Source organism: Treponema sp. OMZ 803 (genome assembly GCF_024181165.1).
Lineage (GTDB): Bacteria > Spirochaetota > Spirochaetia > Treponematales > Treponemataceae > Treponema.
Genome location: NZ_CP051195.1, coordinates 342817 through 363966 on the forward strand (window position 1 = coordinate 342817; position 21150 = coordinate 363966).

The 21150-nt window shown below is 48.2% G+C and carries 21 protein-coding genes, 2 tRNA genes and 1 pseudogene; 11 read left to right on the forward strand and 13 right to left on the reverse strand.

All coding sequences use genetic code 11. The features are described 5' to 3' along the window. Window positions 1–2: 2 nt before the first annotated feature. Both accB and fabV read right to left on the reverse strand, forming a co-directional pair. The gene (gene accB / locus ABH09_RS01520; protein WP_253714943.1) at window positions 3–581 is read right to left on the reverse strand and encodes an acetyl-CoA carboxylase biotin carboxyl carrier protein; all 579 of its coding nucleotides are present in this window, start codon (window positions 579–581) and stop codon (window positions 3–5) included. A 29-nt stretch (window positions 582–610) separates the two neighbouring features. Continuing rightward, entirely contained in the window at window positions 611–1807 is a 1197-nt protein-coding gene (fabV, locus tag ABH09_RS01525; protein ID WP_253714944.1) for an enoyl-ACP reductase FabV, read from the reverse strand. Window positions 1808–1912: 105 nt separating this feature from the next. Between fabV and rsxC the strand changes: the two genes are divergently transcribed. The 7 genes from rsxC to era all read left to right on the forward strand — a co-directional run bounded on the left by rsxC (window position 1913) and on the right by era (window position 8137). Further along, on the forward strand, window positions 1913–3289 hold the full coding sequence (gene rsxC, locus ABH09_RS01530) for an electron transport complex subunit RsxC (protein ID WP_253714945.1): 1377 nt from the start codon (window positions 1913–1915) through the stop codon (window positions 3287–3289). A gap of 3 nt (window positions 3290–3292) precedes the next feature. After that, a complete protein-coding gene (locus ABH09_RS01535) occupies window positions 3293–4315 on the forward strand; it encodes an RnfABCDGE type electron transport complex subunit D (RefSeq protein WP_162662175.1) in 1023 nt (340 codons plus the stop codon). Continuing rightward, on the forward strand, window positions 4312–4890 hold the full coding sequence (locus tag ABH09_RS01540) for an RnfABCDGE type electron transport complex subunit G (RefSeq protein WP_253714946.1): 579 nt from the start codon (window positions 4312–4314) through the stop codon (window positions 4888–4890). The genes ABH09_RS01535 and ABH09_RS01540 overlap by 4 nt, the downstream gene beginning before the upstream one ends. A gap of 13 nt (window positions 4891–4903) precedes the next feature. Further along, complete coding sequence (gene rsxE, locus ABH09_RS01545) at window positions 4904–5737, forward strand: electron transport complex subunit RsxE (RefSeq protein ID WP_162662178.1); 834 nt, start codon at window positions 4904–4906, stop codon at window positions 5735–5737. Further along, window positions 5724–6296 carry an electron transport complex protein RnfA gene (locus tag ABH09_RS01550; protein ID WP_162662180.1) on the forward strand — a complete coding sequence of 191 codons (573 nt, stop codon included), beginning with the start codon at window positions 5724–5726 and terminating at the stop codon, window positions 6294–6296. Before rsxE ends, ABH09_RS01550 begins: the two co-directional genes overlap by 14 nt. Window positions 6297–6314: 18 nt before the next feature. Further along, a complete protein-coding gene (locus ABH09_RS01555) occupies window positions 6315–7157 on the forward strand; it encodes an RnfABCDGE type electron transport complex subunit B (protein WP_162662182.1) in 843 nt (280 codons plus the stop codon). 92 nt (window positions 7158–7249) lie between these two features. Beyond that, window positions 7250–8137 carry a GTPase Era gene (gene era / locus ABH09_RS01560; RefSeq protein ID WP_253715718.1) on the forward strand — a complete coding sequence of 296 codons (888 nt, stop codon included), beginning with the start codon at window positions 7250–7252 and terminating at the stop codon, window positions 8135–8137. A gap of 356 nt (window positions 8138–8493) precedes the next feature. Here the strand turns inward: era and ABH09_RS01565 are convergent, their stop codons facing one another. The 10 genes from ABH09_RS01565 to ABH09_RS01610 form a co-directional block, all read right to left on the reverse strand. Beyond that, window positions 8494–9291, reverse strand: coding sequence for a metal ABC transporter permease (locus ABH09_RS01565; RefSeq protein ID WP_253714947.1), 798 nt, complete (start codon window positions 9289–9291; stop codon window positions 8494–8496). A gap of 152 nt (window positions 9292–9443) precedes the next feature. Continuing rightward, on the reverse strand, window positions 9444–10643 hold the full coding sequence (ygeW, locus tag ABH09_RS01570) for a knotted carbamoyltransferase YgeW (protein WP_253714948.1): 1200 nt from the start codon (window positions 10641–10643) through the stop codon (window positions 9444–9446). A gap of 55 nt (window positions 10644–10698) precedes the next feature. After that, the gene (locus ABH09_RS01575) at window positions 10699–12045 is read right to left on the reverse strand and encodes a YgeY family selenium metabolism-linked hydrolase (RefSeq protein WP_253714949.1); all 1347 of its coding nucleotides are present in this window, start codon (window positions 12043–12045) and stop codon (window positions 10699–10701) included. 395 nt (window positions 12046–12440) lie between these two features. After that, a tRNA-Val gene (locus ABH09_RS01580) sits at window positions 12441–12514 on the reverse strand. Window positions 12515–12719: 205 nt separating this feature from the next. Continuing rightward, window positions 12720–13478, reverse strand: a complete 759-nt coding sequence (locus tag ABH09_RS01585) for a TPM domain-containing protein (protein WP_253714950.1) — start codon at window positions 13476–13478, stop codon at window positions 12720–12722. Between the two features lie 16 nt (window positions 13479–13494). Further along, complete coding sequence (locus ABH09_RS01590; protein WP_253714951.1) at window positions 13495–14157, reverse strand: regulatory protein RecX; 663 nt, start codon at window positions 14155–14157, stop codon at window positions 13495–13497. Then, window positions 14111–14500 carry a 30S ribosomal protein S9 gene (rpsI, locus tag ABH09_RS01595; RefSeq protein ID WP_044017141.1) on the reverse strand — a complete coding sequence of 130 codons (390 nt, stop codon included), beginning with the start codon at window positions 14498–14500 and terminating at the stop codon, window positions 14111–14113. Before rpsI ends, ABH09_RS01590 begins: the two co-directional genes overlap by 47 nt. Before the next feature lie 17 nt (window positions 14501–14517). Continuing rightward, window positions 14518–14946, reverse strand: coding sequence for a 50S ribosomal protein L13 (gene rplM / locus ABH09_RS01600; protein ID WP_253714952.1), 429 nt, complete (start codon window positions 14944–14946; stop codon window positions 14518–14520). Between the two features lie 88 nt (window positions 14947–15034). Next, entirely contained in the window at window positions 15035–15283 is a 249-nt protein-coding gene (locus tag ABH09_RS01605; RefSeq protein WP_162662195.1) for a hypothetical protein, read from the reverse strand. Between the two features lie 20 nt (window positions 15284–15303). Beyond that, window positions 15304–15377: transfer RNA gene (locus ABH09_RS01610), tRNA-Arg, on the reverse strand. Between the two features lie 160 nt (window positions 15378–15537). Here ABH09_RS01610 and secA point away from each other — a divergent pair. From secA to ABH09_RS01620, 3 genes and pseudogenes are all read left to right on the forward strand, one after another. After that, window positions 15538–18049: pseudogene (gene secA, locus ABH09_RS01615) on the forward strand (preprotein translocase subunit SecA); the annotation flags it as partial. Between the two features lie 113 nt (window positions 18050–18162). Then, window positions 18163–18282 (forward strand): SEC-C metal-binding domain-containing protein, encoded by a 120-nt coding sequence (locus ABH09_RS12990; RefSeq protein WP_371922135.1) that lies wholly within the window; start codon window positions 18163–18165, stop codon window positions 18280–18282. Window positions 18283–18306: 24 nt separating this feature from the next. After that, window positions 18307–19470 carry a M20 family metallopeptidase gene (locus tag ABH09_RS01620; protein WP_253714954.1) on the forward strand — a complete coding sequence of 388 codons (1164 nt, stop codon included), beginning with the start codon at window positions 18307–18309 and terminating at the stop codon, window positions 19468–19470. Between the two features lie 220 nt (window positions 19471–19690). Here the strand turns inward: ABH09_RS01620 and ABH09_RS01625 are convergent, their stop codons facing one another. Continuing rightward, window positions 19691–20338, reverse strand: a complete 648-nt coding sequence (locus tag ABH09_RS01625; protein ID WP_162662197.1) for a peroxiredoxin — start codon at window positions 20336–20338, stop codon at window positions 19691–19693. A gap of 283 nt (window positions 20339–20621) precedes the next feature. Here ABH09_RS01625 and infC point away from each other — a divergent pair, with 283 nt between their 5' ends. After that, entirely contained in the window at window positions 20622–21143 is a 522-nt protein-coding gene (gene infC / locus ABH09_RS01630) for a translation initiation factor IF-3 (RefSeq protein WP_162662199.1), read from the forward strand. The last annotated feature ends 7 nt before the right edge of the window (window positions 21144–21150 follow it).

Genomic DNA, 21150 nt, shown 5'->3' on the forward strand with positions numbered 1-21150 from the left:
ACTTAAATCCTGATTGTAAAGAGCGGCTGATCAAACTCAACCAAATCACCATTTGCTGCAAGAATCTCTTCAACAGTACCGTCGTATTCGCACTCAAGGGTGTTCATCATCTTCATCGCTTCGAGGATGCAGAGCGGCTGTCCCTTTGAAACCTTGGATCCCTTGTCTACATACGCGGGAGCATCAGGGGACGGAGAGCGGTAGAATGAGCCGACAATAGGGCTTTTCACCGTAACGAGGTTTGCATCAGCGCCGGGGGTAGCCGCCGCGGCTACAGTCGGTATACCTGCTGTTGTACCCATTGCGTTTGCGTGCCCCTGTGTACCCGCTGCAGAAGCTGTTCCGCCGTTTGCAGGAAGGCTTTGCATACCGGTGCCCATTGCTGCATATCCGTTTGTATCAGTTCCGGCGATCGGCTGCATCGGCGCAGTGTGCAGTGTATACGGCACGGCCGCCTGTGTATTCTGATACGCAGCTTCTTTTTTAAGCGTTAGCTCCGCTTCTCCTTCCTTTATATGGAGCAGTACAGCCGAGCTCTTTTCAAACTTGTCAAAGACATTCAAAATAAATTTTTCGTTCATATTCTTACTCTGTTACTCTGTGTCAGCCTTTATATCCGGTCGAACCGGTCAATCTCGGCATCGTAATCGATACCGGCAATATCAAATCCGTTAATCGCCAAAAAGTCATGCCGATATTCATCGACATCGGTACGCTCGCGGCTGGTCTCGTCGGTAACCGTGGCCATAATCTCTGCAACGGCAGACTGCACTGATTCGTCTAACTCCCAGTCGTCGATACGGATACGGTGTTCGCTGTCAGTCGGGATAACACCGTCTGTCGTGTATAAGCGGCTGTCAAAGAGACGGTTTATCTGCTCGATACAGCCTTCGTGCGTGCCCTTTTCCTTCATCACTTTGAAAAGACTTGCCAAATACAGCGGAATAACCGGAATAACGGCACTCGCTCTGGTTACCAACCCCTTGTTGACCGACACGAATGCCTGACCTTTTAAGGCTGCAAGCTTTGTGTTCAATGCATGGGCGGTGGCTTCCAAGTGTTCCTTAGCCTTGCCGATGGTGCCCTTGCGGTACAGTGCTTGCGTGGCTTCCGGCCCGATATAGGAATACGCAACCGTAATGCACCCTTGCGCCAATAGATTAGCGGCACCGAGCTTTTCTATCCAACGCTGCCAATCCTCACCACCCATAACTTTTACGGTAGCGAAGGCTTCTTCGTCGGTTGCCGGTTCCGCGGTAATTTCCGTCAAAGCACCGGTAAACGGGTCGAGGGTTTTACCGGTAAACGGCTTTCCGAAGGGCTTGAGTGCCGAGCGATAAGTAACACCGGTCTCCGGATCGGTACGCACGGAGCTTGCCACGCTGTAGATGATCAAGTCGAACTTTATACCCAGTTTTTTTGCTTCATCGATAACCTGTGTTTTGATAGCATCGGAAAACGCATCTCCGTCGATGGTAACGGATACCAGCCCTGCTTCTTTTGCCGCGGTATCAACGGCTAAGTTGTTATACCAGCCGGGTGTTCCCCACTTCTTTTCGCTACCGGCTTTTTCATACGATACGCCGATGGTTGTCGCACCGTACCCGAAAGCTGCCGTAATGCGGCTCGCCAATCCGTATCCGCCTGAACAGCCGACTATCAGCACATTTTTCGGTACCGCGGTTCCTGCCGGGTGAGATTTTGCCCGCTTTTTTGTATACGCGATTTGATCTTCAACTGCTTTTTTACATCCTTGAGGATGCGCGTTTAAACAGATATTGCTCCTCAACATTGGTTTCATACTCATTTCTCTTTACTCCTTACTATATTAGTTGTTTATAATGCATGATTACGCCATAATTGGCAATAGCTTTTTCTTGACTGAATATATGATGTTTTATATAATAGAAGAATGAGTACTAAATCATTTAAAGGGGGGTGTCATCCTCCCGAGCGGAAAGCGATTTCCGCAGAATCCGAAGTCTTGGCTGTCATGCCGTCGACAAAGATGGTGTGGATTCCGGTTACCCAAGGCGGTGCTCCGAATACTCCGTTGGTAAAGGTTGGCGATACGGTTGTACGAGGTCAAAAAATAGCGGAAACGGACAAGTTTATGTCTGCGCCTGTGCATGCTTCGATCTCCGGTACCGTAAAAAAAATAGAACCTCATCTCGTTACAGGTAATACGGACGCACTTTGTATCGCAATTCAAGCAAGCGAGGAACCTTCCGAAGCTTTTATGGAACCGCTTGATCCTTTTACCTGCACAAAAGAGGATGCCATTAAGCGTATCCGTGAGGCCGGCATCACCGGTATGGGTGGTGCTTCTTTCCCTGTGCATGTCAAATTGAGTCCTCCTAAAGATGCGAAAATCGATTACATTTTAGGTAATGCGGCGGAATGTGAGCCGTATCTGTGTACCGATGCCGCTACGATGTATCATTCCGCTGAAACGATTATAGACGGAATGGCGATTATCATGCACATCACCGGAGCCGACAAGGGAATTATTGCGCTTGAGGATAACAAAACGCACTTGGTTCCGGTGTTCGAAAAAGCGATTGCGAAGATAAAAGCAAACCCTGTCGGCCCGGGCGCCTACGACATTTCCGTTGAATTATGCAAAACAAAGTATCCGCAGGGCGGAGAAAAAAATCTGACTTCCGCAGTTGTCGGCAGAGAAATTCCTTCCGGCGGGCTTCCGTTCCAGATCGGCTGTATTGTTCAAAACGTCGGCACGATGAAAGCGATTTCCGATGCATTCCGTAAAGGTATCCCGCTTATAGATCGCCCGCTTACACTCTCGGGTGGCGCTTGCGAAAATCCTGTGAACGTAATTGCTCCGATCGGCACCTGTATCGGAGACCTCATTCCCGATGTCATCCGCTTGAAGCCCGGCGTTACAAAGATTATTTCAGGCGGCCCGATGATGGGCTTTGCGATGAAAAACGCGGATTTCCCCGTACAGAAAAATACGTCGGGTGTTCTTTTCTTGACGAGAGAGGAAGTCAACCTTGATGAAGAAAGCCCCTGTATCGGGTGCGGAAAATGCGTAACCCATTGCAGTTGCCAGCTCTCTCCCGTTCTGATGATCCGCGCATTAAAAGCGAATAAGCTGGATGAAGCCGTTCGCTGCGGGTTGATGGACTGCGTTGAGTGCGGCATTTGTTCTTATGTGTGTCCGGCGCGTATAAAGCTCGTCCAACGGTTCAAGGTAGGAAAGCAGCTTTTACGTGAAGCAAAACAAAAAGAGGCCGCAAAAGCAGCCGCTGCGCAAGGAGGAAAATAGACTATGGCTGATACAGATAAGAACGAAATTTATCTTTCCCCCGCGCCTCATATCGCGAGCCCCGTAACCACCAGAAAATTGATGATACACGTACTGATTGCGCTTGCTCCGCTTGCGCTGTACGGTATTTATCTGTATGGAGTTCCGGCGCTCATCCGTATTATTGTTTCCGTAGGCGTTGCAGTCGGTGCCGAAGCCGCATTTCGAAAAGCGATGGGTAAGGACATCCGCATAAAGGATTGTTCTGCTGCCGTAACCGGTTTGCTGTTGGCGCTTGTTTTGCCGCCGCTTATTCCGATCTGGATTGTGGTGGTTTCCGCAATTTTTGCCATCGTCGTAGCAAAAGAATTTTTCGGCGGACTCGGCGCCAATCCCTTTAACCCTGCGCTGGTAGGTCGCGCCTTTGCGTTTGTCAGTTTTTCACGCTTGATGACTTCGTGGGTTGCTCCTCATCACGGCTTTGACGCGGTGAGTACGGCGACGCCGCTCTCGTACCTTAAAATGTCGGAAGGCGGGATTTCCACCGCAGCCGCAATCGCGGAGAAGATGGGCTTATCTTCCTCAAGCGATGTATACCTTAAACTCTTTTTAGGAGATCACGGCGGCTGTATCGGTGAGTCAAGCGCGGTGCTCATCCTCATCGGTTTTGTCTACTTGCTGGTTACCCATGTTATTGAATGGCAGATTCCCGTTTCTATGGTGCTAACAGCTGTAGCGGTAACCGCGCTTGCGGGTATCGATCCGCTGCTCACGCTGCTAAGCGGCGGTTTGCTGTTCGGCGCCGTCTTTATGGCTACCGACTATGCAACCTCTCCCGTAACCTTTAAAGGACAGATCATTTTCGGCGCGGGCTGCGGCTTAATTACCGCTTTGATGCGGCTCTTTGCCGGAATGCCGGAAGGCGTTATGTACAGCATTTTGATTATGAATTCGGTTGTTACGTTCTTAAATAAACTGATTCAAAAGAAATACGGATATGTGAAGCCCGTTAAGGTTGCAAAACCGGCCAAGGAGGGCGCAAAATGAAACAGATGATGAAATTATCCGTTACGTTGGCGCTGTATACCGTTGTAGCATGTCTTGCGCTTGCGGCGGTTAATATGCTGACCTCTCCCCGTATCCTCGCGGCAAAAGAGGCCAAAACAAAGTTGGCGCTTCAAGCAATTTTCCCCGATGCGGATTCATTCCGTCCCGTTACCGAAGGAATGCCGAAATCGGTTGATAAAATCGCGTTCGGCGATACCTACCTTGCCTTCAACGGAGATAAACCTGTCGGAATTATCGTAACGGTCAGCGGTCATACGTATGATCAGGCGACTATCCTTATCGGTATCGATACGGAAAAAAAACTAAGGATGATTCAGTTTTTATCTTTAACCGACTCACCCGGTATCGGAACAAAGGCGAAGGACGAACCGTTCATCGGGCAGTTCCGCAATAAACCGACTACCGATGCCTTTGCGCTGGGAAGTGATGTTCAAGCGATTGCCGGCGCTACGATTACCTCTACGGCTGTTACCCGCATGGTAAAAATTGCCGTCGATGCCGCTTCTTCATATATGAGCAGTCAAGGACTTGGCGGCTCCGGCAGCGGAAACTAAGAGGAGAACGGTTATGAAAGAGTATGTACGTATTTTTACAAACGGGTTGGTGAAAGAAAATCCCCTCATCATGCTGATGATTGGACTTTGTTCCGCGCTCGCCATTACCACTTCCGTTGCAAACGGTATTGGAATGGGGCTTGCAATGACTTTCGTTATTGTGTTGAGCGAGATGATTATCAGTATGTTCCGAAAGTTTATTCCGAATGATATCCGTATTCCTATCTTTATTATTGTTATCGCATCGTTTACCACTATCGTAGACCTTTTGATGCAGGCCTTTTTACCGGAGCTCTCCGAATCGATGGGTATTTTTATTAAGCTCATCGTTGTAAACTGTATCATTATGGGACGTGTCGAATCGTTTGCTTCAAAGGAATCTCCTTTAAAAGCGATGGCGGATGCATTGGGCATGGGGATGGGTTTTACGTGGGTGCTGGTCGTTATGTCTGCCATCCGTGAGCTTTTGGGTACCGGTACCGTGCTCGGTGTGCGCTTGTTGCCGGATGACTACCTTATTAAGTTCTTTGCAAACTCTCCCGGCGGCTTTTTTGTATTCGGTGTGATGATTGCCTTAACGTATTTGGTACAAGATCAGCGGAAGCAGCGGAAAATACGGAAAGCAGCCGCATTAAAAGAAGCGGCGCTGAAAGAGGCTGCCGCATTACGGGAAGCTGAGCTGGCGAAAGAAGCTGCGCTCAAGGCGGAGGCTGCACAAAAAGAAGCCGCGTTAAAGGCTGAAGCGGAAAAACAAGCCGCCGCACCTGCGACCCAATCTGAGGCTGGTGCCGAACCCGCGGCCGTTGCAGCCCCTGCAAAGGAGGGAACTGAAAATGGAACTGTTTAAGATTTTTCTCGCTGCGGTATTCGTTAAGAATATCGTTTTTATCCGCTTCCTTGCACTGTGTTCGTTTATCGGTATGACCTCCGATGTGAAAAAATCCACCGGTATGGGATGGGCGGTTCTCTTTGTTACGGTTATCGCAACGGCTGCAACGTATCCGCTCTATAAATTGGTTCTTGCTCCATATCATCTCGGCTTTTTGCAGACACTGCTCTTTATCTTGGTTATTGCGAGTTTGGTTCAGTTGGTCGAGTTCTACTTAAAGAAGTCGGCGCCTGCTCTGTATTCGGCGATGGGGGTGTACTTACCGCTGATTACCACGAACTGTGCCATTCTTGCGGTTACGCTCGATGTTATCGCTGCCGACTATACCTTTATTCAGTCGATGGTATACTCAATCGGTGTCGCAATCAGCTATATGTTGGCGATGGTTTTGTTTGCCGGTTTGCGCGAGCGTATCGACATTGCCCCGATACCTAAGTACCTCAAAGGTACTCCTATCCTGTTTATCGCTGCCGCCCTGTTATCGTTGGCATTCGGCGGTTTTGCAGGCATGATTTAGAGGAGTGTAAAAAAGAGTATGCAAATAATTATTTTAACGCTTATCGTTTCGCTGATTTTATCGTTAGCGATAGGCTTTTTATTAGGCTTTTTTAAAAAGCTGTTTTATGTAGCACCTGATGAAACGGTTGCGAAAATCCGTGAGGTGCTTCCCGGTGCAAACTGCGGTGCGTGCGGTTTTCCGGGCTGTGACGGTTTTGCGGCTGCGGTTGCAAGCGGCAATGCGCCGGTAAACGGCTGTTCCGTCGGTGCCGGTCCCGTTGCGGCGAAAGTCGGTGCGATTATGGGCGTTTCGGCAAATGCCGATGCAAAAGTCGCAGTTCTGCTTTGCCAAGGTTCGCACGATGTCTGCAAAGAAAAGGCGGATTATGTCGGCGTTAAAACATGTCGCGCCGCAAAGATTTCAGTCAACGGACTGCGGGAATGCGATTGGGGCTGTATCGGCCTCGGCGACTGCGAAATGGCCTGTCCGTTTGATGCCATCCATGTTGAAGCGGACGGTATTCCTCATGTCGATTATGAAAAATGTACCGGCTGCGCAGTATGTGTTGCGGCCTGTCCTCAGCATATTTTGACCACGGTACCTACTTCGCGGAAAGGTTCCATTGCGCTTTGTTCATGCAGAAATCCGAAAAAAGCAGTTATTATGAAAAACTGCAAGCGCGGCTGTATCAAGTGCATGAAGTGCGAAAAGAATTGCCCCACCGGTGCAATAAAAGTTATCAATGGAATCCCCGAAGTTAATTACGAATTGTGCGATTCCTGCGGTATCTGTATAAAGGGCTGCCCGACAAAGGTGCTCGCTTTAGTAGAAGATAAGATTGCAGTGCTGTCGCCCTGCAGCGCGTGCGAAGCGTGTTAATTTGTGCGAAATATTTAAATTACGGCTTACCGGCATGTTTAATGAATGCTCGGTAATATCGAGCAGGATTGGTAAATATGCCGGATAAAAAGATGCGGAGCGGCGTTGTCTGTATTATCGGACGCCCCTCCGCCGGAAAGTCAACATTTCTAAATAGTGTTTGCGGCGAAACGGTATCGATTGTTTCCGCGCTGCCGCAGACCACGCGCAGCTCCGTCCGCGGTATCCTTACGGCGGAGCAAGGGCAAATCATCTTTATCGATACGCCCGGTTACCATATCAGTGAAAAAAAAATAAACCGCCGGATGCAGCTCATTGCGGAAAACCGTCTCCAAGAGGCGGATGCTATCTTGTATCTTATCGATGCAGCGCGTCCGTTCGGCGAAGAAGAGCTGGCTATCTGCGCATTGCTGAAAAATAAACAAGACCGCTTGATTGTCGGTATTAATAAAATCGACAGTCCAGCCGCGTGTCCGGGGCAAACCCGCCTGAGTGTAATGCAGGCTTTACCCGATTTACCGCAAGAGCGGATATTTGAGCTGTCTGCGCAGGAAAAAACGGGACTAGAGCCCGTGCTTGCCGCACTGTTTTCCCTTTTGCCGGAAGGTGAACTTTTGTATCCCGAAGACTTTTATACCGACCAGCCGGTGGATTTCCGTATTGCCGAAATTATCCGCGGACAGGCAATCAGCCGCCTCTACGAAGAAATCCCCCATGCGCTGTATGTTGATATTCAGGATATGGAGATGAAAAAGAACGGAAAGGAGCTTTTTGTCCGTGCCTTTCTGTGCGTAGAACGAGACAGTCAAAAGGCGATGGTTATCGGTAAAGGCGCTGCGATGATTAAAGCAATCAGGGTGGAATCCCAAAAAGAGCTGCGCAAAATTTTCCCATACCGAGTACAGCTTGATTTACAGGTGCGCGTCGATAAAAACTGGCGCCAAAAAGACCGGGTGCTGCAATCCGTATTGCAGGAATAGTACTACTTTTGAAAATATACGACGCATCTGCGTTGTCGCATCATTAAAAGTGTACATCCGTGTACACTTTTAATGGCGAGTTTCGCGGAATCGCGAAACATCGCTGCTGGTTAATACAAGCGGCATCCGTGCCGCTTCTGAAAATCCTCAACGTATCAAAACCGCCACGGATGGCGGTGGTTCTCGTCAGTAACGTGTTTGCAGTGCAAACACGTAGGTACAAAATGTACACGGATGTACATTTTGTACCGTGCCTGCGGGTGTTTTTTGTGCGCTCCTAGCATCTGCATCGTCTATTTTCAAAAGGCTAACGGCGAGGTTACTTAAAAATCATGGCTTCCATTATTCTGCGTTTTTTATCTACTCTGCCTGATACCAGTCTTTTTTATAATCAGCAACAGCATAAAAACCGAAATCAGTGCGGTAAAGCCACCGGGGGCGACGTTTAAATAGTACGAGCAGACAAGTCCGAGCATGATATCCGCGATCCCGAAACAGATTGAAAAAAACACCGTCCGCTTAAAGCCTACGTGCAGCTGGAGCGCGGCCGCAACCGGCAGGGCAATCATCGAACTTAATACGAGAATTCCTACTATCTTGATGGAAACGGCAATTGTTGCCGCTACTAAAATCGAAAAGATATAATTGATTGTCTTTACGCGGATACCGATGACATACGCGATGTCTTCATCAAGCGTTATATACAGCAGCTTATGATACAGCATGGCCAATACGGCAACGGCAAAAAAGCTCAATACGATAACGGTGATAACGTCGGAGGTTGAAACCGTTAAGATGCTTCCGAACAAATAGGCTTCTGCATTGGTGCGTATCAACCCCGAACTCATCAAGGTGATGGCAATACCGACACTGAGCGAAAGGACGATGGAAAGGATGAGATCGCTGTATTCTTTAAAATAGTTGCGCAGCGCTTCGATGAGTGCGCCTGCCGCAGAGGTAAAGGTAAAGGCTCCGATGATGGGATTGACACCGGTAACCAGCCCAAGCGTAATCCCCGTCAGCGATGCGTGTGCAAGGGTGTCTCCGATAAGCGAGTACCGCCGTAAAACAAGGAAAATACCGATTAACGGGCAAAGAATACCGATAAAGAACGACACAATAAAGGCATTCTGCATAAAAGCGTATTTCAACATAGCGGTTATATTATCAAATTTTACGGATAAGGGCTATCGGGGATTAAGGAGCCGGATACACAACCAAAGCTGCGCATCCTCGGCTCCTTAAAGGTTTATTCTTAACTGTTAAAAAACTCTAAAAATCTAACCGAGCTTTTTCAGATGTCCGCTTATCTACCGGTGTGGCGGAGCGTTGCCCGCTTTTCCAGTTCTTCAAGCGTAAGCTGTGGATAGCGTACTTTTGCAAGGAAGATCATTGCGGCGATGATATACGGCTTAAAGCTTGCCTGCTTATAGAGCGGCACGCGGTAGCGGTCGAACACCGAACCGGCAACTTCACCTTCTTTGCAGCTGACACCGGTGATATCCGCCGGTAAGCAGTGCAGATAGAGCGCTTTACCGTCTTTGGTCAGCTTCATCATATCTTCGGTGCATTCCCAATCCTTGTGCTTAGCATTTTGAGCAAGCAGCTCTTTTTCGAGCGCTTTGATACCGTCAAAATCGCCTGCGCCGTAGAGGTTCGTCCGTTTTTCCATTGCGGTAAAGGGCGCCCAGCTCTTAGGATACACAATATCGGCATCTTTAAACGCTTCTTTCATGCTGTTGGTCTTGGTAAAGGAACCGCCCGATGCCTTTGCCTGTTTTCTCGCGACTTCTTCAACCTCAGGCATTACTTCATATCCTTCCGGATGTGCAAGTACAACGTCCATTCCCAAGCGGGAGAACAGACCGATTGCGCCCTGCGGAACGGAAAGCGGTTTGCCGTAAGAGGGTGAATATGCCCATGTCATCGCGATTTTCTTACCCTTGAGGTTTTCCAAACCGCCGAACTCGTGGATGATATGGAGAGTATCCGCCATAATCTGAGTGGGGTGATCGATATCGCACTGCAAGTTGACAAGGGTGGGACGCTGTTCGAGCACGCCGTCCTTATTGCCTTCGGCAACCGCATTCATAAAAGTGTGCATATAGGTATTACCCTTGCCGATGTACATATCGTCGCGGATACCGATAACGTCAGCCATGAACGAAACCATATTAGCGGTTTCACGGACGGTTTCTCCGTGGGCAATTTGAGACTTGCCTTCGTCCAAATCCTGTACTTCCAAACCGAGCAGGTTACACGCAGAGGCAAAGCTGAACCGTGTGCGGGTTGAGTTGTCGCGGAACAGCGAAATGCCGAGACCGCTTTCAAAAATCTTTGTAGAAATGTTTGATTCCCGCAAGGTGCGCAGCGCATCGGCTACCGTCCATGTTGCAAGAATTTCATCGAAGGTCTTTTCCCATGTAAGGAAAAAATCATTGTTGTACATTTTCTTAAAGCTCAAGCTATTGAGCTTTGTAATGTACGGATCCATAATCAAGGCCATAATTACTCCTAATACTATAGAGCATCTCTAAAACTCGAAGTTCCGGAGACTCCTTTTATAACTTTTCAACGTATATGGACGGCAGTGCGGCATATACGGCAGCGCAGGTTACCAAGTCCTGTTTCCACGTAATTTCGTTCGGGGCATGAGCCTGTGCTTCCGCGCCCGGGCCGAAACCGATACAGGGAACTTTATTCCGTCCCATGATGGAAACGCCGTTTGTAGAGAATGTCCACTTGTCAACGAGCGGGCGTGCTTCGCGCATAGCAAGCTGATCTTTCGGGCCGATACGCTTATCGCCGTATAAATTGTTATACGATTCGATCATCGAACGTGCAACAACATGTTCTTTCGGCAATACCCAAGTGGGGAAGAAGCATTCGATCGGGTATTGTTCTCCCGTCCACGACGGCCGGTCGTAGTTGTACATCGAGACCGTTACATCTTTTCCGTATTTTTTGACGGCGGGAAGCTGGCGGATTTCTTCCAAGCATGATTCCCATGTTTCTCCGGCCGTCATACGGCGGTCGAGTGAAACGGAACAGGAGTCCGCAACGGCACAACGGCTCGGGCTAGTATAGAAAATTTCGGAAACGGTAACGGTTCCGCGTCCGAGGAAGTTTGCTTCTTCCCATTCCTTGTTGTATTTTTTATCCAGCATTTTGACGAGGCCTTTAATTTCGGTGCCGTCAGCCGCATCGTTTTCATTCAACTTGCGTACTTCCTGCAAAATGTCGGACATCTTGTAGATTGCGTTATCGCCGCGCTCCGGTGCGGAACCGTGGCAGGAAACACCTTTAACATCGATGCGGATTTCCATGCGTCCGCGGTGTCCGCGATAGATACCGCCGTCAGTCGGTTCGGTGGAAACGACAAAGTCGGGCTTGCAGAGTTTTTCGTAACCGGGAACTTTGACGTCTTTTTTCAGGATGTACTCCCAGCACATACCGTCGCAGTCTTCTTCCTGTACGGAGCCGACTACCATCGCGGTGTATTTATCGTTGAGAAGACCTAAGTCCTTCATCATCTTACAGGCATACATTGCAGAGACAACGCCGCTGGTTTGATCGGAAACCCCGCGTCCGCCGATGAATATGTCATCTTCAAATCCTTCGTAGGGGTCGAACTTCCAGTTGCTGCGGTTACCGATACCGACCGTATCGATATGACCGTCAAAACAGACAATGTGCGGGCCGGTGCCCATCCATCCCATTACGTTGCCGAGCGGATCAATCCATGTTTTGTTAAATCCGAGCTCGTCCATTTTCTTTTGGATGCGCTTTGCTTTTTCCCCTTCATGACTACTTTCGCTGGGAAGGCGGATGATTTCGCGCAGAAAGGCGGTCATATCGGCCTTATATCCTTCTGCCGCAGCTTTAATTTTGTTAAAATCCAGACTCATGCTTCCTCCTCTATCGTTTTTTCAAGCATACTGCTTGATCCGATATTGATATAAACCGGGCTTCCGTAAAAATATATTTAACATATTTATAGAAGGAACCTTAGGTTATTTTAATTATAGAATTGAAAAATCCCTCTGTCAAGCATAATCTTCTAAAAATTTTTTAGTTATGCTAATTCTTTTTTAGCTTTGTAAAGAAGTCAACTGTTAGGTGATTTTGGCAGTCTAGAGGAACAATGAACATTGATGGGGCAAAAGAGAGGAGGGGACAGCAGAATTAAGTGGAGTGCTATCTTTTGTATGAAACGGGCAAACGCATAAAGGAAATCGATGGAACAAAAGTATGAATTTCGGTATTTTTTGGTTAAGTCTATATACAGCAAGGAAGGGAACTATGGGCGCTGACGGGATCGAACCGCCGACATTTTGGGTGTAAACCAAACGCTCGTACCAGCTGAGCTAAGCGCCCTAATAACAGAAAGGACTATATATAAACCGGATAAAAATGTCAAGCAGGGCACAGAGCTTTGTCGGGAATTCTTCATTATAAATATTTCAAGGGTTGAACAGCCCCAATGATCCTACGAGGTTATCAATGTTAGTTAACAGGTACCCCATTCTATCCACGGGGTTGACTTAATCCCCCGGTGCGGTAACGTGCAATAACGGCAATGTTACCACGAGCCGGAAGAACCGCCGCCGCCAAAGCGGCCTCCTCCTCCGCTGAAACCGCTGCCAAAGCCCCCACTACCGAACCCTCCGCCGCGTCCCGAATAACCGCCTCTTCGTCCTGACGAAAGGAACAGCAACGGCCAGAATAAACCGCCGGGCATAAAACGGGAACCGAACAGAAAGATAATAATCAGAAAAATGACGAGTGGCAGCGGAATAGAATCGTCATTCTGCCGGTCGGCTTCTTTTACAGTCTCACTAATGAGGCTTTCGTCTCGAAGTGCAAGTCCAGCGAGGTTTTTAACCCCTAACAAGACGCCTTTTCCGTATTCCTGCTGTTTAAAGTAAGGTGCGATGATCGAACGGATAATCCTGCTGCTTTGTGCATCGGTGATGCGATCTTCGAGGCCGTATCCCACTTCGATACGCAGCTTTCGATCTTGGACTGCAATTATTAAGATAACGCCGCTGTCCTTGCCTTTTTGTCCGATCTGCCATTTTTCCGCGACACGGATGGAGTAATCTTCAAGACTTTCGCCTTCCAACGAAGGAATGGTCAATACCGCTATCTGTAAATCGCTTTGGCGGTCAATACTATATAAATATGCATTTAATTCCTGCGTTTCGCTTGCTGTGAATATATGTGCGTAATCGTTGACCGGACCGTCCAGGGGCGGAACGTCAAGCGCAAACACAAAGACGCTTTGCACACAAAGACAGGCAATAATGATAAACCGAAAAGAATGTTTTGAAAATTTCATAGCGTCCCCTTTAGTTTTATGATGCGGCGGAGGAAAGGCGTGTAAGACATCGTTTGATCATAGAGAATGGGAACCCTTTCCGTTGGAGGGCGCTGTAGAGCTTTTGCTCGGTATAGCCCTTACGGATAAGGCTGCGTGCTGCTCCTTCGCATACTTCTGCTTCGTCAATCTCTGTAAAAAAATCATTGAGCGCTTGCTTTGCCGTGTCTGCAGCGATTCCGCGTTTACGCAGTTCGGAAAAGAGACGCGTACACCCCTCTTTTTTTGAAAGGCTCCTCGTATGTAAATATGCACCGGCAAAGCGGGAGTCGTCAAGCGTACCTTCGTCACGTAAATAATCCAACGCAGGCTGATATTCGTTTTTTATATAGCCTTTTTTTTGCAATTTGACTGTCAGTTGATAAGAGGAATGTTCGGCACGGTTAAGATAGGCGGCAGCTTGTTTTTCAGCTAAGAAACGCCGACCTGCTTGATAGAGATGTTCTGTTTGGGATTCTGTAAGGATGAGCGGGAGATCATCTATCGCAAGCGGTTCATCAAAGTAACAAAACCGGCTTACGATAGAAACATCCCCGGAGAGTACCAGTTTGACGGTATCCGAGGATGTATGCTCCACCGCAATAAGGGTAGGATTAACGCTTGCTGAACTGGAAGCGTCGGCGAGCACCGCGTTGGCCATACTTTTTACGTTCAACCATTCTGGAATCGCGAGTTAATAAGCCATTCGCTTTAAGTGAGCTGTGGTTAGAGGCATCTACCTGTGCAAGCGCACGGGCAATACCGTGTGAACAAGCGCCTGCCTGTCCGTTTAAACCGCCGCCATATACGGTAATGATGATATCATAGCGGGTATCGCTGCCGGTAACAAACAAAGGCCGTTTTGCCATTTGAACCTGCTCGGGAGTGGCAAAGTAGTCGTCCATATTCTTATTGTTGACGGTTACCGAACCTTTTCCTTCGCGGATATAAACCCGTGCTACCGAGGTCTTTCTTCGTCCTGTTCCTATTCCGATATTTTTCACAACCATTTCTCCTAAAATTATAACGCTACCGCAACAGGATTTTGTGCCGCATGCGGATGTTCGCTACCTGCATAAATTTTTACATTTTTAAGCAGTTTACGTCCGAGTGATCCTTTGGGTAACATACCTTTTACCGCGATATACAACGGTTCGGCCGGTTTTTTGCCGATAAGGGTATTGAAATTGACGGACTTGAGTCCTCCGGGAAACCCTGTGTGGTGGTGATACATCTTATCCTTGTCTTTATTCCCCGTAACAGCAACTTTATCGGCATTGATAACGATAATATAATCGCCCGATTCCTGATGAGGTGCGTAGAGAGCCTTGTGTTTCCCTCGAGCCATTGCAGCAACTTTTGCTGCAACCCGTCCGAGTGGCTTTCCTGCAGCGTCGATAACATACCAGCTCCGTGGTATTTCGCGCTCTTTATAAAAAATTGTTTTCATTTTCCGTGTACCTTATATGTTTTTATTGCAGATAATGTGGGTAAAACACTATATCAAAAAAGTAGTTATACAGTCAACCGGTAGAAGTTTATTCGGTTTTATTTTCCCCTGCGTTCATTGCAGCCTCTTCTTTTTTTGCGTCCTGTTTGTCTTTGATATCCGCAATTCCGATGAATACAGCAATTAGTCCGACAAAGGCTGTAAAAATCGGTAGACCGCCGCGCAAAAAGAGTAGAATATCCTTTCCCCAGCCAAGCCCAAAACCGGCTGTCTCCGGCGGAAGCGCTGCAAAGACTGTAAAGAGAATCATGGCTGCCCCGATAATAAGCGCAATCATACCAACCTCCTATTAAAGTATGACCCGTACACGATTCGAACGTGCGACCTGCTGCTTAGGAGGCAACCGCTCTATCCACCTGAGCTAACGGATCAAAAGATTATGCTGCTTAGATCGGCATATCAGCTATGCTTTTAAAACAGCCTGTATCTTAGTGAGTATAAAAAAAAAAACGGCTTTTTACAAGCCCTCGCATTATCTCTTTTTCTCCGAAAATTGACATTTAGCTCAAATCGCAGTACATTGATATAATGATTGCAGATAAAATAATTAAAGCCGTTTTCGGTTCACAGCATGAACGGGATATTAAAGCTCTCCTTCCCGTTCTTCATCAAATAAATGAAAAAGAAGCATGGGCGCTTGCTCTTGCTCCCGAAGATTTTAAGCAAAAGACCGCCGAGTTTAAGGAGCGGTTTGCAAAAGGCGAATCCCTTGATGCCTTTATCCCCGAAGCCTTTGCGCTTGCACGGGAGGCGGCGCGGCGTATTTTACATGAGCGTATGTACGATGTGCAGCTTTTAGGTTCGCTGGTTCTTCATTCGGGACGCATCGTCGAAATGAAGACCGGTGAAGGTAAAACCTTGATGAGCATCGCCGCTTCATACCTCAACAGCCTTTCCGGGAAGGGTGTACACATTGTAACCGTCAACGACTACCTCGCAGAGCGCGATGCCGATTGGATGCGCCCCGTCTACGCATACCTCGGAGTTAGTGTCGGCGCAATCCTCTCAAACATGGACAACGCCGCGCGGAAAGCTGCTTACAATGCGGACATTACCTACGGTACCAATAACGAATTCGGTTTTGACTATCTGCGCGACAATATGCAGCTTACAATAGAAGAAAAAGTGCAGCGCGGCTTTTCCTTCGCGGTTGTGGACGAAATAGACTCCATCCTCATCGACGAGGCGCGTACTCCGCTCATCATCTCCGGCGCTGCCGAGGATGACACCAAGCGATATTTCGATGTCGATAAGTTCGTCGATCAGCTTGAAGAGGTTAAGAAAAATCCCGAAACCGGTGAATATCCCAACGAGCTGGAAGGGGAAGAGATTATCGGCGACTACACGCTTGACGAAAAAAGCCGCCGCGTGTCCTTTACCGACGCCGGTATGCTGCACATTCAGGACATTCTGCAAAAACAGGGCTTGATCAACGGCAGCCTCTTTGAAGAAGAAAACTTTGAATATATTCACTACTTTACGCAGGCAGTACGCGCCCACATCCTCTATCACATCGATGTTGATTATGTTGTAAAAGAAGGGCAGGTGCAGATTGTTGATGAGTTCACCGGGCGTATTCTTGAAGGACGCCGCTATTCGGACGGTTTGCATCAGGCTATTGAAGCGAAAGAGCATATCCGTATTGCCCAGCGCAACCGCACGATGGCAACCATCACCTTTCAGAACTTCTTCCGCATGTACGACAAGCTGTCCGGTATGACCGGTACGGCGGACACCGAAGCGGTCGAATTCAACAAGATTTACTCGCTTGATGTTGTGGTTATCCCGACCAACTTGCCCGTTATCCGCAAGGACGAACACGACGTGGTCTACCTGAACGAAGCGGAAAAATGGGATGCGCTCTGTAACGAAATTGCCGAAGCGCATAAACGCGGACAACCAGTACTGGTCGGTACGGTGTCCATTGAAAAATCGGAAAAGCTTTCGGCGTTGCTCACCCGGAAAGGTGTCCGGCACGAGGTATTGAACGCCAAAAACCACGCACGGGAAGCGCTCATCATCGCGGAAGCGGGCGCAAAAGGTTCGGTTACGATCGCAACCAACATGGCAGGGCGCGGTACCGACATCAAGCTCGGCGGTAGTCCCGAATTTAGGGCACGCAAGCGGGCAGGCACCGAAGCCGAGCCGGAAGTGTATCAAAAAATATACGAAGAAGAATACAAGAAGTGGCAGGAAGACTACAAGGAAGTTAAATCGCTCGGCGGTTTGTATGTTATCGGTACCGAACGGCATGAAAGCCGCCGTATTGACAATCAGCTGCGCGGTCGTTCGGGGCGGCAGGGCGATCCGGGGCGTTCCAAATTCTTCCTCTCCCTCGATGACGATTTGATGCGACTGTTCGGCGGCGAAAGTCTCAAGCGGGTAATGACAAAGGTCGGTATGGAACCTGGTGAGCCGATTGAGCATCCGTGGCTTAACAAGAGTATTGAAAAGGCCCAGACCAAGGTTGAAGAGCGCAACTTCGATATCCGTAAGCACCTCCTTGAATACGATGACGTGCTGAACGAGCAGCGCGGCTTTATCTATGAACAGCGTGATAAGATTTTGCAAGACGAGCACCTCGTTGAGCGTATTTACACCACGATAGAAGAATACCTCGATGACGCCTTTGAGCAGTTCAAGCACGGTTCCCGCAAGGAAAAAGCGGAAGAGCTAAAAGAGCTGCAAGCAAACCTCAAGGCAAAATTCGGCTACATCTTCAGTGATGAGGATACGAAGCTGGCTCAAGCTGGTGATACAAGCGCACTGCAGCAGAAAATCTACGCTGCGCTCAAAGCGAATATCGAAGAAAAGATTGCGCTCGCCGGTAATGAAAACCTCAATATGTTTATCCGCTATCAGTATTTACAGGCAATAGATCGTAAATGGCTCGATCACTTGGAAAATCTGGAAGCCCTGCGCGAAGCCGTCTATCTCCGCTCCTACGGTCAGAAAAACCCGCTCACGGAATACAAGCTTGAAGGTTTCGACATCTTCTACGCAATGCTCGACGAAATCCGCTTTTCCATTGCCTCTTTACTGGTATTGGTACGGATCAGCACCGAAGAACCCTCTTCGCGCACCCCCAACCGCCGCATCCCACAGGGCTCCGCGCACCACAGCTCCATGGGCTCCTTCCATCAGAGCAGCTCCCCGATGGGTTCCAGCAGCAAGCCGGAAAACGTCCAAGTGGTACGCACCGCGCCTAAAGTCGGCAGAAACGATCCGTGCCCCTGCGGCTCCGGCAAAAAATACAAGCACTGCTGCGGCAGGTAATGGGTAGTGGGAAGGATACTACCGATGCAAAACTCTTTTGATTATATCGATGATGATGAACTCCGTGCGTTTTTTGCAGGCGCTGTAAAAATTCCCAGCATCAATCCGCCGGGGAACGAAGCGCCAATGGTGCAATATATAGAAAATTTTTTACAAGCGAATAAGATTGAATATGATCGGATTCCGGTTGAAGGAAACCGCTGTGATATTGTCGCTCGGGTGCGTGGAAAAACCCGTGAAAACAGCATCATCTTTACCGGACACATGGACGTTGTACCGGTTTCTGACGAAGAGCGAAGGCGATGGAACTTTGACCCGTTCGGTGCTGAAATGCGAGATGGTGTTTTGTACGGCCGCGGCAGCAGCGATATGAAAAGCGGACTGACTGCTGCGCTTTATGCAATGGCTGTTTTGCAGCGGCACGGTATTGTCCCCCCTACCGATATTATCTTTGCCGCGACAATCGACGAAGAAAACTACATGAAAGGTTCGAAACGGCTTTTATACTCTCCGTTGTTTGACGGAGCCCGCTCGCTGGTGGTGTGCGAACCGACCGATTTAAAGCTGTGTATAAAAGGAAAGGGTCGTACATGGGCAGATGTTTGTGTGAAGGGTAAAACTGCGCACGGTTCACAAGTCGGCGCTGGAGATAATGCGATTTACACGGCAATCAATTTAATAGAAAAGATTAAGCGTACGGAGTTAACGGGTTATTCTTCCGCGGAGAACGGGGTGTCTTTTTGGCGGACGCTGGCAATACAGGCGGGCGTAGAACCTCAGGTAGTTCCCGACACTTGTGTCTTTACCGTGGATGCTCGGCTCGCCGTCGGGCATCCCATCGATGCAGTATGGGCTCAGTTGGACGAACTGATTGCCACATTGTACCAAGAAGTTCCTACGGCCCAAGTGTCGTATACCGTTATCGATAGGCGCCCCTCGTGGACTACAGCAGAAAGCGATCCGTTGGTGCGGCGATGTAAAACGGCATTGGAAGCCGTCGGTCTTCCGTATATTCCGGATATCTTTGCAGGTTCTACCGACGGCAGCGTATTGGTAAAGCAGGGGCTCATACCCGTGATTATCGGCCCGGGCGACCTTGCCGTTGTCCACCGCGAAAACGAGCATATTAAACTTTCTCAAGTTTATCAGGCGGCACGGTTGTATCTGTCAATGATGCTTACTTTTTGAAAATATACGGCACATCTGTGTTGTCTATTTTCAAAAACGTTGGCTTAAAAATATACGGCACATCTGTGGTTTCGTGCCTGCGGGAATAGGGGCAGTGGTTGAATGGCAATTAAAAGCCCTCTAAAAACTTGAGTTTTTAGAGGGCTCGTTCAATGTCTTTAGCGCTGTACGGTTATCCGTTACGGGCAACTGTGCGTGATTTGTTGCTTTACAGTATCAGTTACTTTAATGCTTTGTGGCAGAACCACCAGTCGAAGCCTTCATATTCTTTGAGCCGCTTTTCGGCAGCTTTTACGTTTGAAGGTGGAGGAACAATTGCATGGTCTTTAATCAGACTGTTTTCAGGCCAGTTAGCAGGCAGCGCGACATCTTCTTTGTCGGAAATCTGCAAAGCCTTTACCGCCCGCAGGATTTCTTTCATGTTCCTACCGATTTCCTGTGGATAATATAGTACTAATCGGAGTTTTCCTTCGGGATCAACGATAAATACTGCACGGACGGTGTTCGTTCCTTTGCCGGGATGCAAAAGTCCGAGTGAATTCGCAATTGCATCATTTGCAGCAATAACAGGGAAGGTAATCTGCACATTGAGCTTGTCTTTCATCCATTCAATCCACTTCATGTGGCTAAATACCTGATCGACGGAAAGGCCGACCAGTTTTACACCAAGTTTTTCAAACTCGGGCATCAATTCCTGAAAACCGACAAACTCAGTTGTGCATACAGGGGTGAAATCTGCGGGATGGCTGAATACGATAAACCATGAACCTTTCAGATCGGCCGGTAATGTCATCGGGCCTTGTGTGGTTTGAACTTGCAAAGTGGGAAATGCATCGCCCAAGAGCGGCATGTTAATTCTTTCGTCCATAAATATCTCCTTAATCTTAATAATGATTCTTAATATATTATACTTCTTAAAAAAAAGCAAGCACTTTAATTTTTTTGCCGTTATTGTGCTTACATTGATTTTGCTATGTGTTATCTTGCATGAAAAAATTACGGTAAAAACAGCTCTTGGTAGCGTGCTTATCACCGCAGGCTCCCTGTTGTTTTTTGCAGGATGCCTTGACATATCTAAAGAAAATTAGATATACTTACGGCCTATAGCTTTATTTTATGTGCATTGAGAAAAGTGTGCTGGAGGAGAATAGTTGGCGGAGAATAAAGGTTTGCGGATTAATGAACAAATCCGTGTCCGCGAGGTTCGTTTAATTGATGATGCAGGGGAGCAGAAGGGTATTGTTTCCACCCTTGAAGCTCTTAGGATGGCTCAAGACGTTAATCTTGATCTCGTTGAAGTGGCTCCGCAAGCGGATCCTCCCGTTTGCAAGATTTTAGATTATGGAAAGTATCGTTTTGAATTGGAAAAAAAGCTCCGTGATTCCAAGAAAAAACAGAAGCTGCAAGTTCTTAAAGAAATTCGTATGCAGCCTAAGATAAATGACCATGATCTATCTTTTAAAGCACGGCATATACAAGATTTTCTTGATGACGGCGATAAAGTAAAAGTAACAATCCGCTTTCGGGGGCGGGAGTTAGCCCATACCGAGCTGGGGCTGGACGTATTAAATAACGTACTGGCAAAACTCGGCGGAGATTTAACGGTAGAAAAACCTCCGGCAATGGAGGGGCGTTCCATGTCGATGACATTGGCGCCCAAATCGAAGAAATAATTTACGA

Bases quoted from the DNA above. Each gene is read 5' to 3' on its own strand.
- accB (WP_253714943.1), bottom strand. From the start codon at position 581: ATGAACGAAAAATTTATTTTGAATGTCTTTGACAAGTTTGAAAAGAGC.
- fabV (WP_253714944.1), bottom strand. From the start codon at position 1,807: ATGAGTATGAAACCAATGTTGAGGAGCAATATCTGTTTAAACGCGCAT.
- rsxC (WP_253714945.1), top strand. From the start codon at position 1,913: ATGAGTACTAAATCATTTAAAGGGGGGTGTCATCCTCCCGAGCGGAAA.
- ABH09_RS01535 (WP_162662175.1), top strand. From the start codon at position 3,293: ATGGCTGATACAGATAAGAACGAAATTTATCTTTCCCCCGCGCCTCAT.
- ABH09_RS01540 (WP_253714946.1), top strand. From the start codon at position 4,312: ATGAAACAGATGATGAAATTATCCGTTACGTTGGCGCTGTATACCGTT.
- rsxE (WP_162662178.1), top strand. From the start codon at position 4,904: ATGAAAGAGTATGTACGTATTTTTACAAACGGGTTGGTGAAAGAAAAT.
- ABH09_RS01550 (WP_162662180.1), top strand. From the start codon at position 5,724: ATGGAACTGTTTAAGATTTTTCTCGCTGCGGTATTCGTTAAGAATATC.
- ABH09_RS01555 (WP_162662182.1), top strand. From the start codon at position 6,315: ATGCAAATAATTATTTTAACGCTTATCGTTTCGCTGATTTTATCGTTA.
- era (WP_253715718.1), top strand. From the start codon at position 7,250: ATGCGGAGCGGCGTTGTCTGTATTATCGGACGCCCCTCCGCCGGAAAG.
- ABH09_RS01565 (WP_253714947.1), bottom strand. From the start codon at position 9,291: ATGTTGAAATACGCTTTTATGCAGAATGCCTTTATTGTGTCGTTCTTT.
- ygeW (WP_253714948.1), bottom strand. From the start codon at position 10,643: ATGGCCTTGATTATGGATCCGTACATTACAAAGCTCAATAGCTTGAGC.
- ABH09_RS01575 (WP_253714949.1), bottom strand. From the start codon at position 12,045: ATGAGTCTGGATTTTAACAAAATTAAAGCTGCGGCAGAAGGATATAAG.
- ABH09_RS01585 (WP_253714950.1), bottom strand. From the start codon at position 13,478: ATGAAATTTTCAAAACATTCTTTTCGGTTTATCATTATTGCCTGTCTT.
- ABH09_RS01590 (WP_253714951.1), bottom strand. From the start codon at position 14,157: ATGGCCAACGCGGTGCTCGCCGACGCTTCCAGTTCAGCAAGCGTTAAT.
- rplM (WP_253714952.1), bottom strand. From the start codon at position 14,946: ATGAAAACAATTTTTTATAAAGAGCGCGAAATACCACGGAGCTGGTAT.
- ABH09_RS01605 (WP_162662195.1), bottom strand. From the start codon at position 15,283: ATGATTGCGCTTATTATCGGGGCAGCCATGATTCTCTTTACAGTCTTT.
- ABH09_RS12990 (WP_371922135.1), top strand. From the start codon at position 18,163: ATGGGTTCCAGCAGCAAGCCGGAAAACGTCCAAGTGGTACGCACCGCG.
- ABH09_RS01620 (WP_253714954.1), top strand. From the start codon at position 18,307: ATGCAAAACTCTTTTGATTATATCGATGATGATGAACTCCGTGCGTTT.
- ABH09_RS01625 (WP_162662197.1), bottom strand. From the start codon at position 20,338: ATGGACGAAAGAATTAACATGCCGCTCTTGGGCGATGCATTTCCCACT.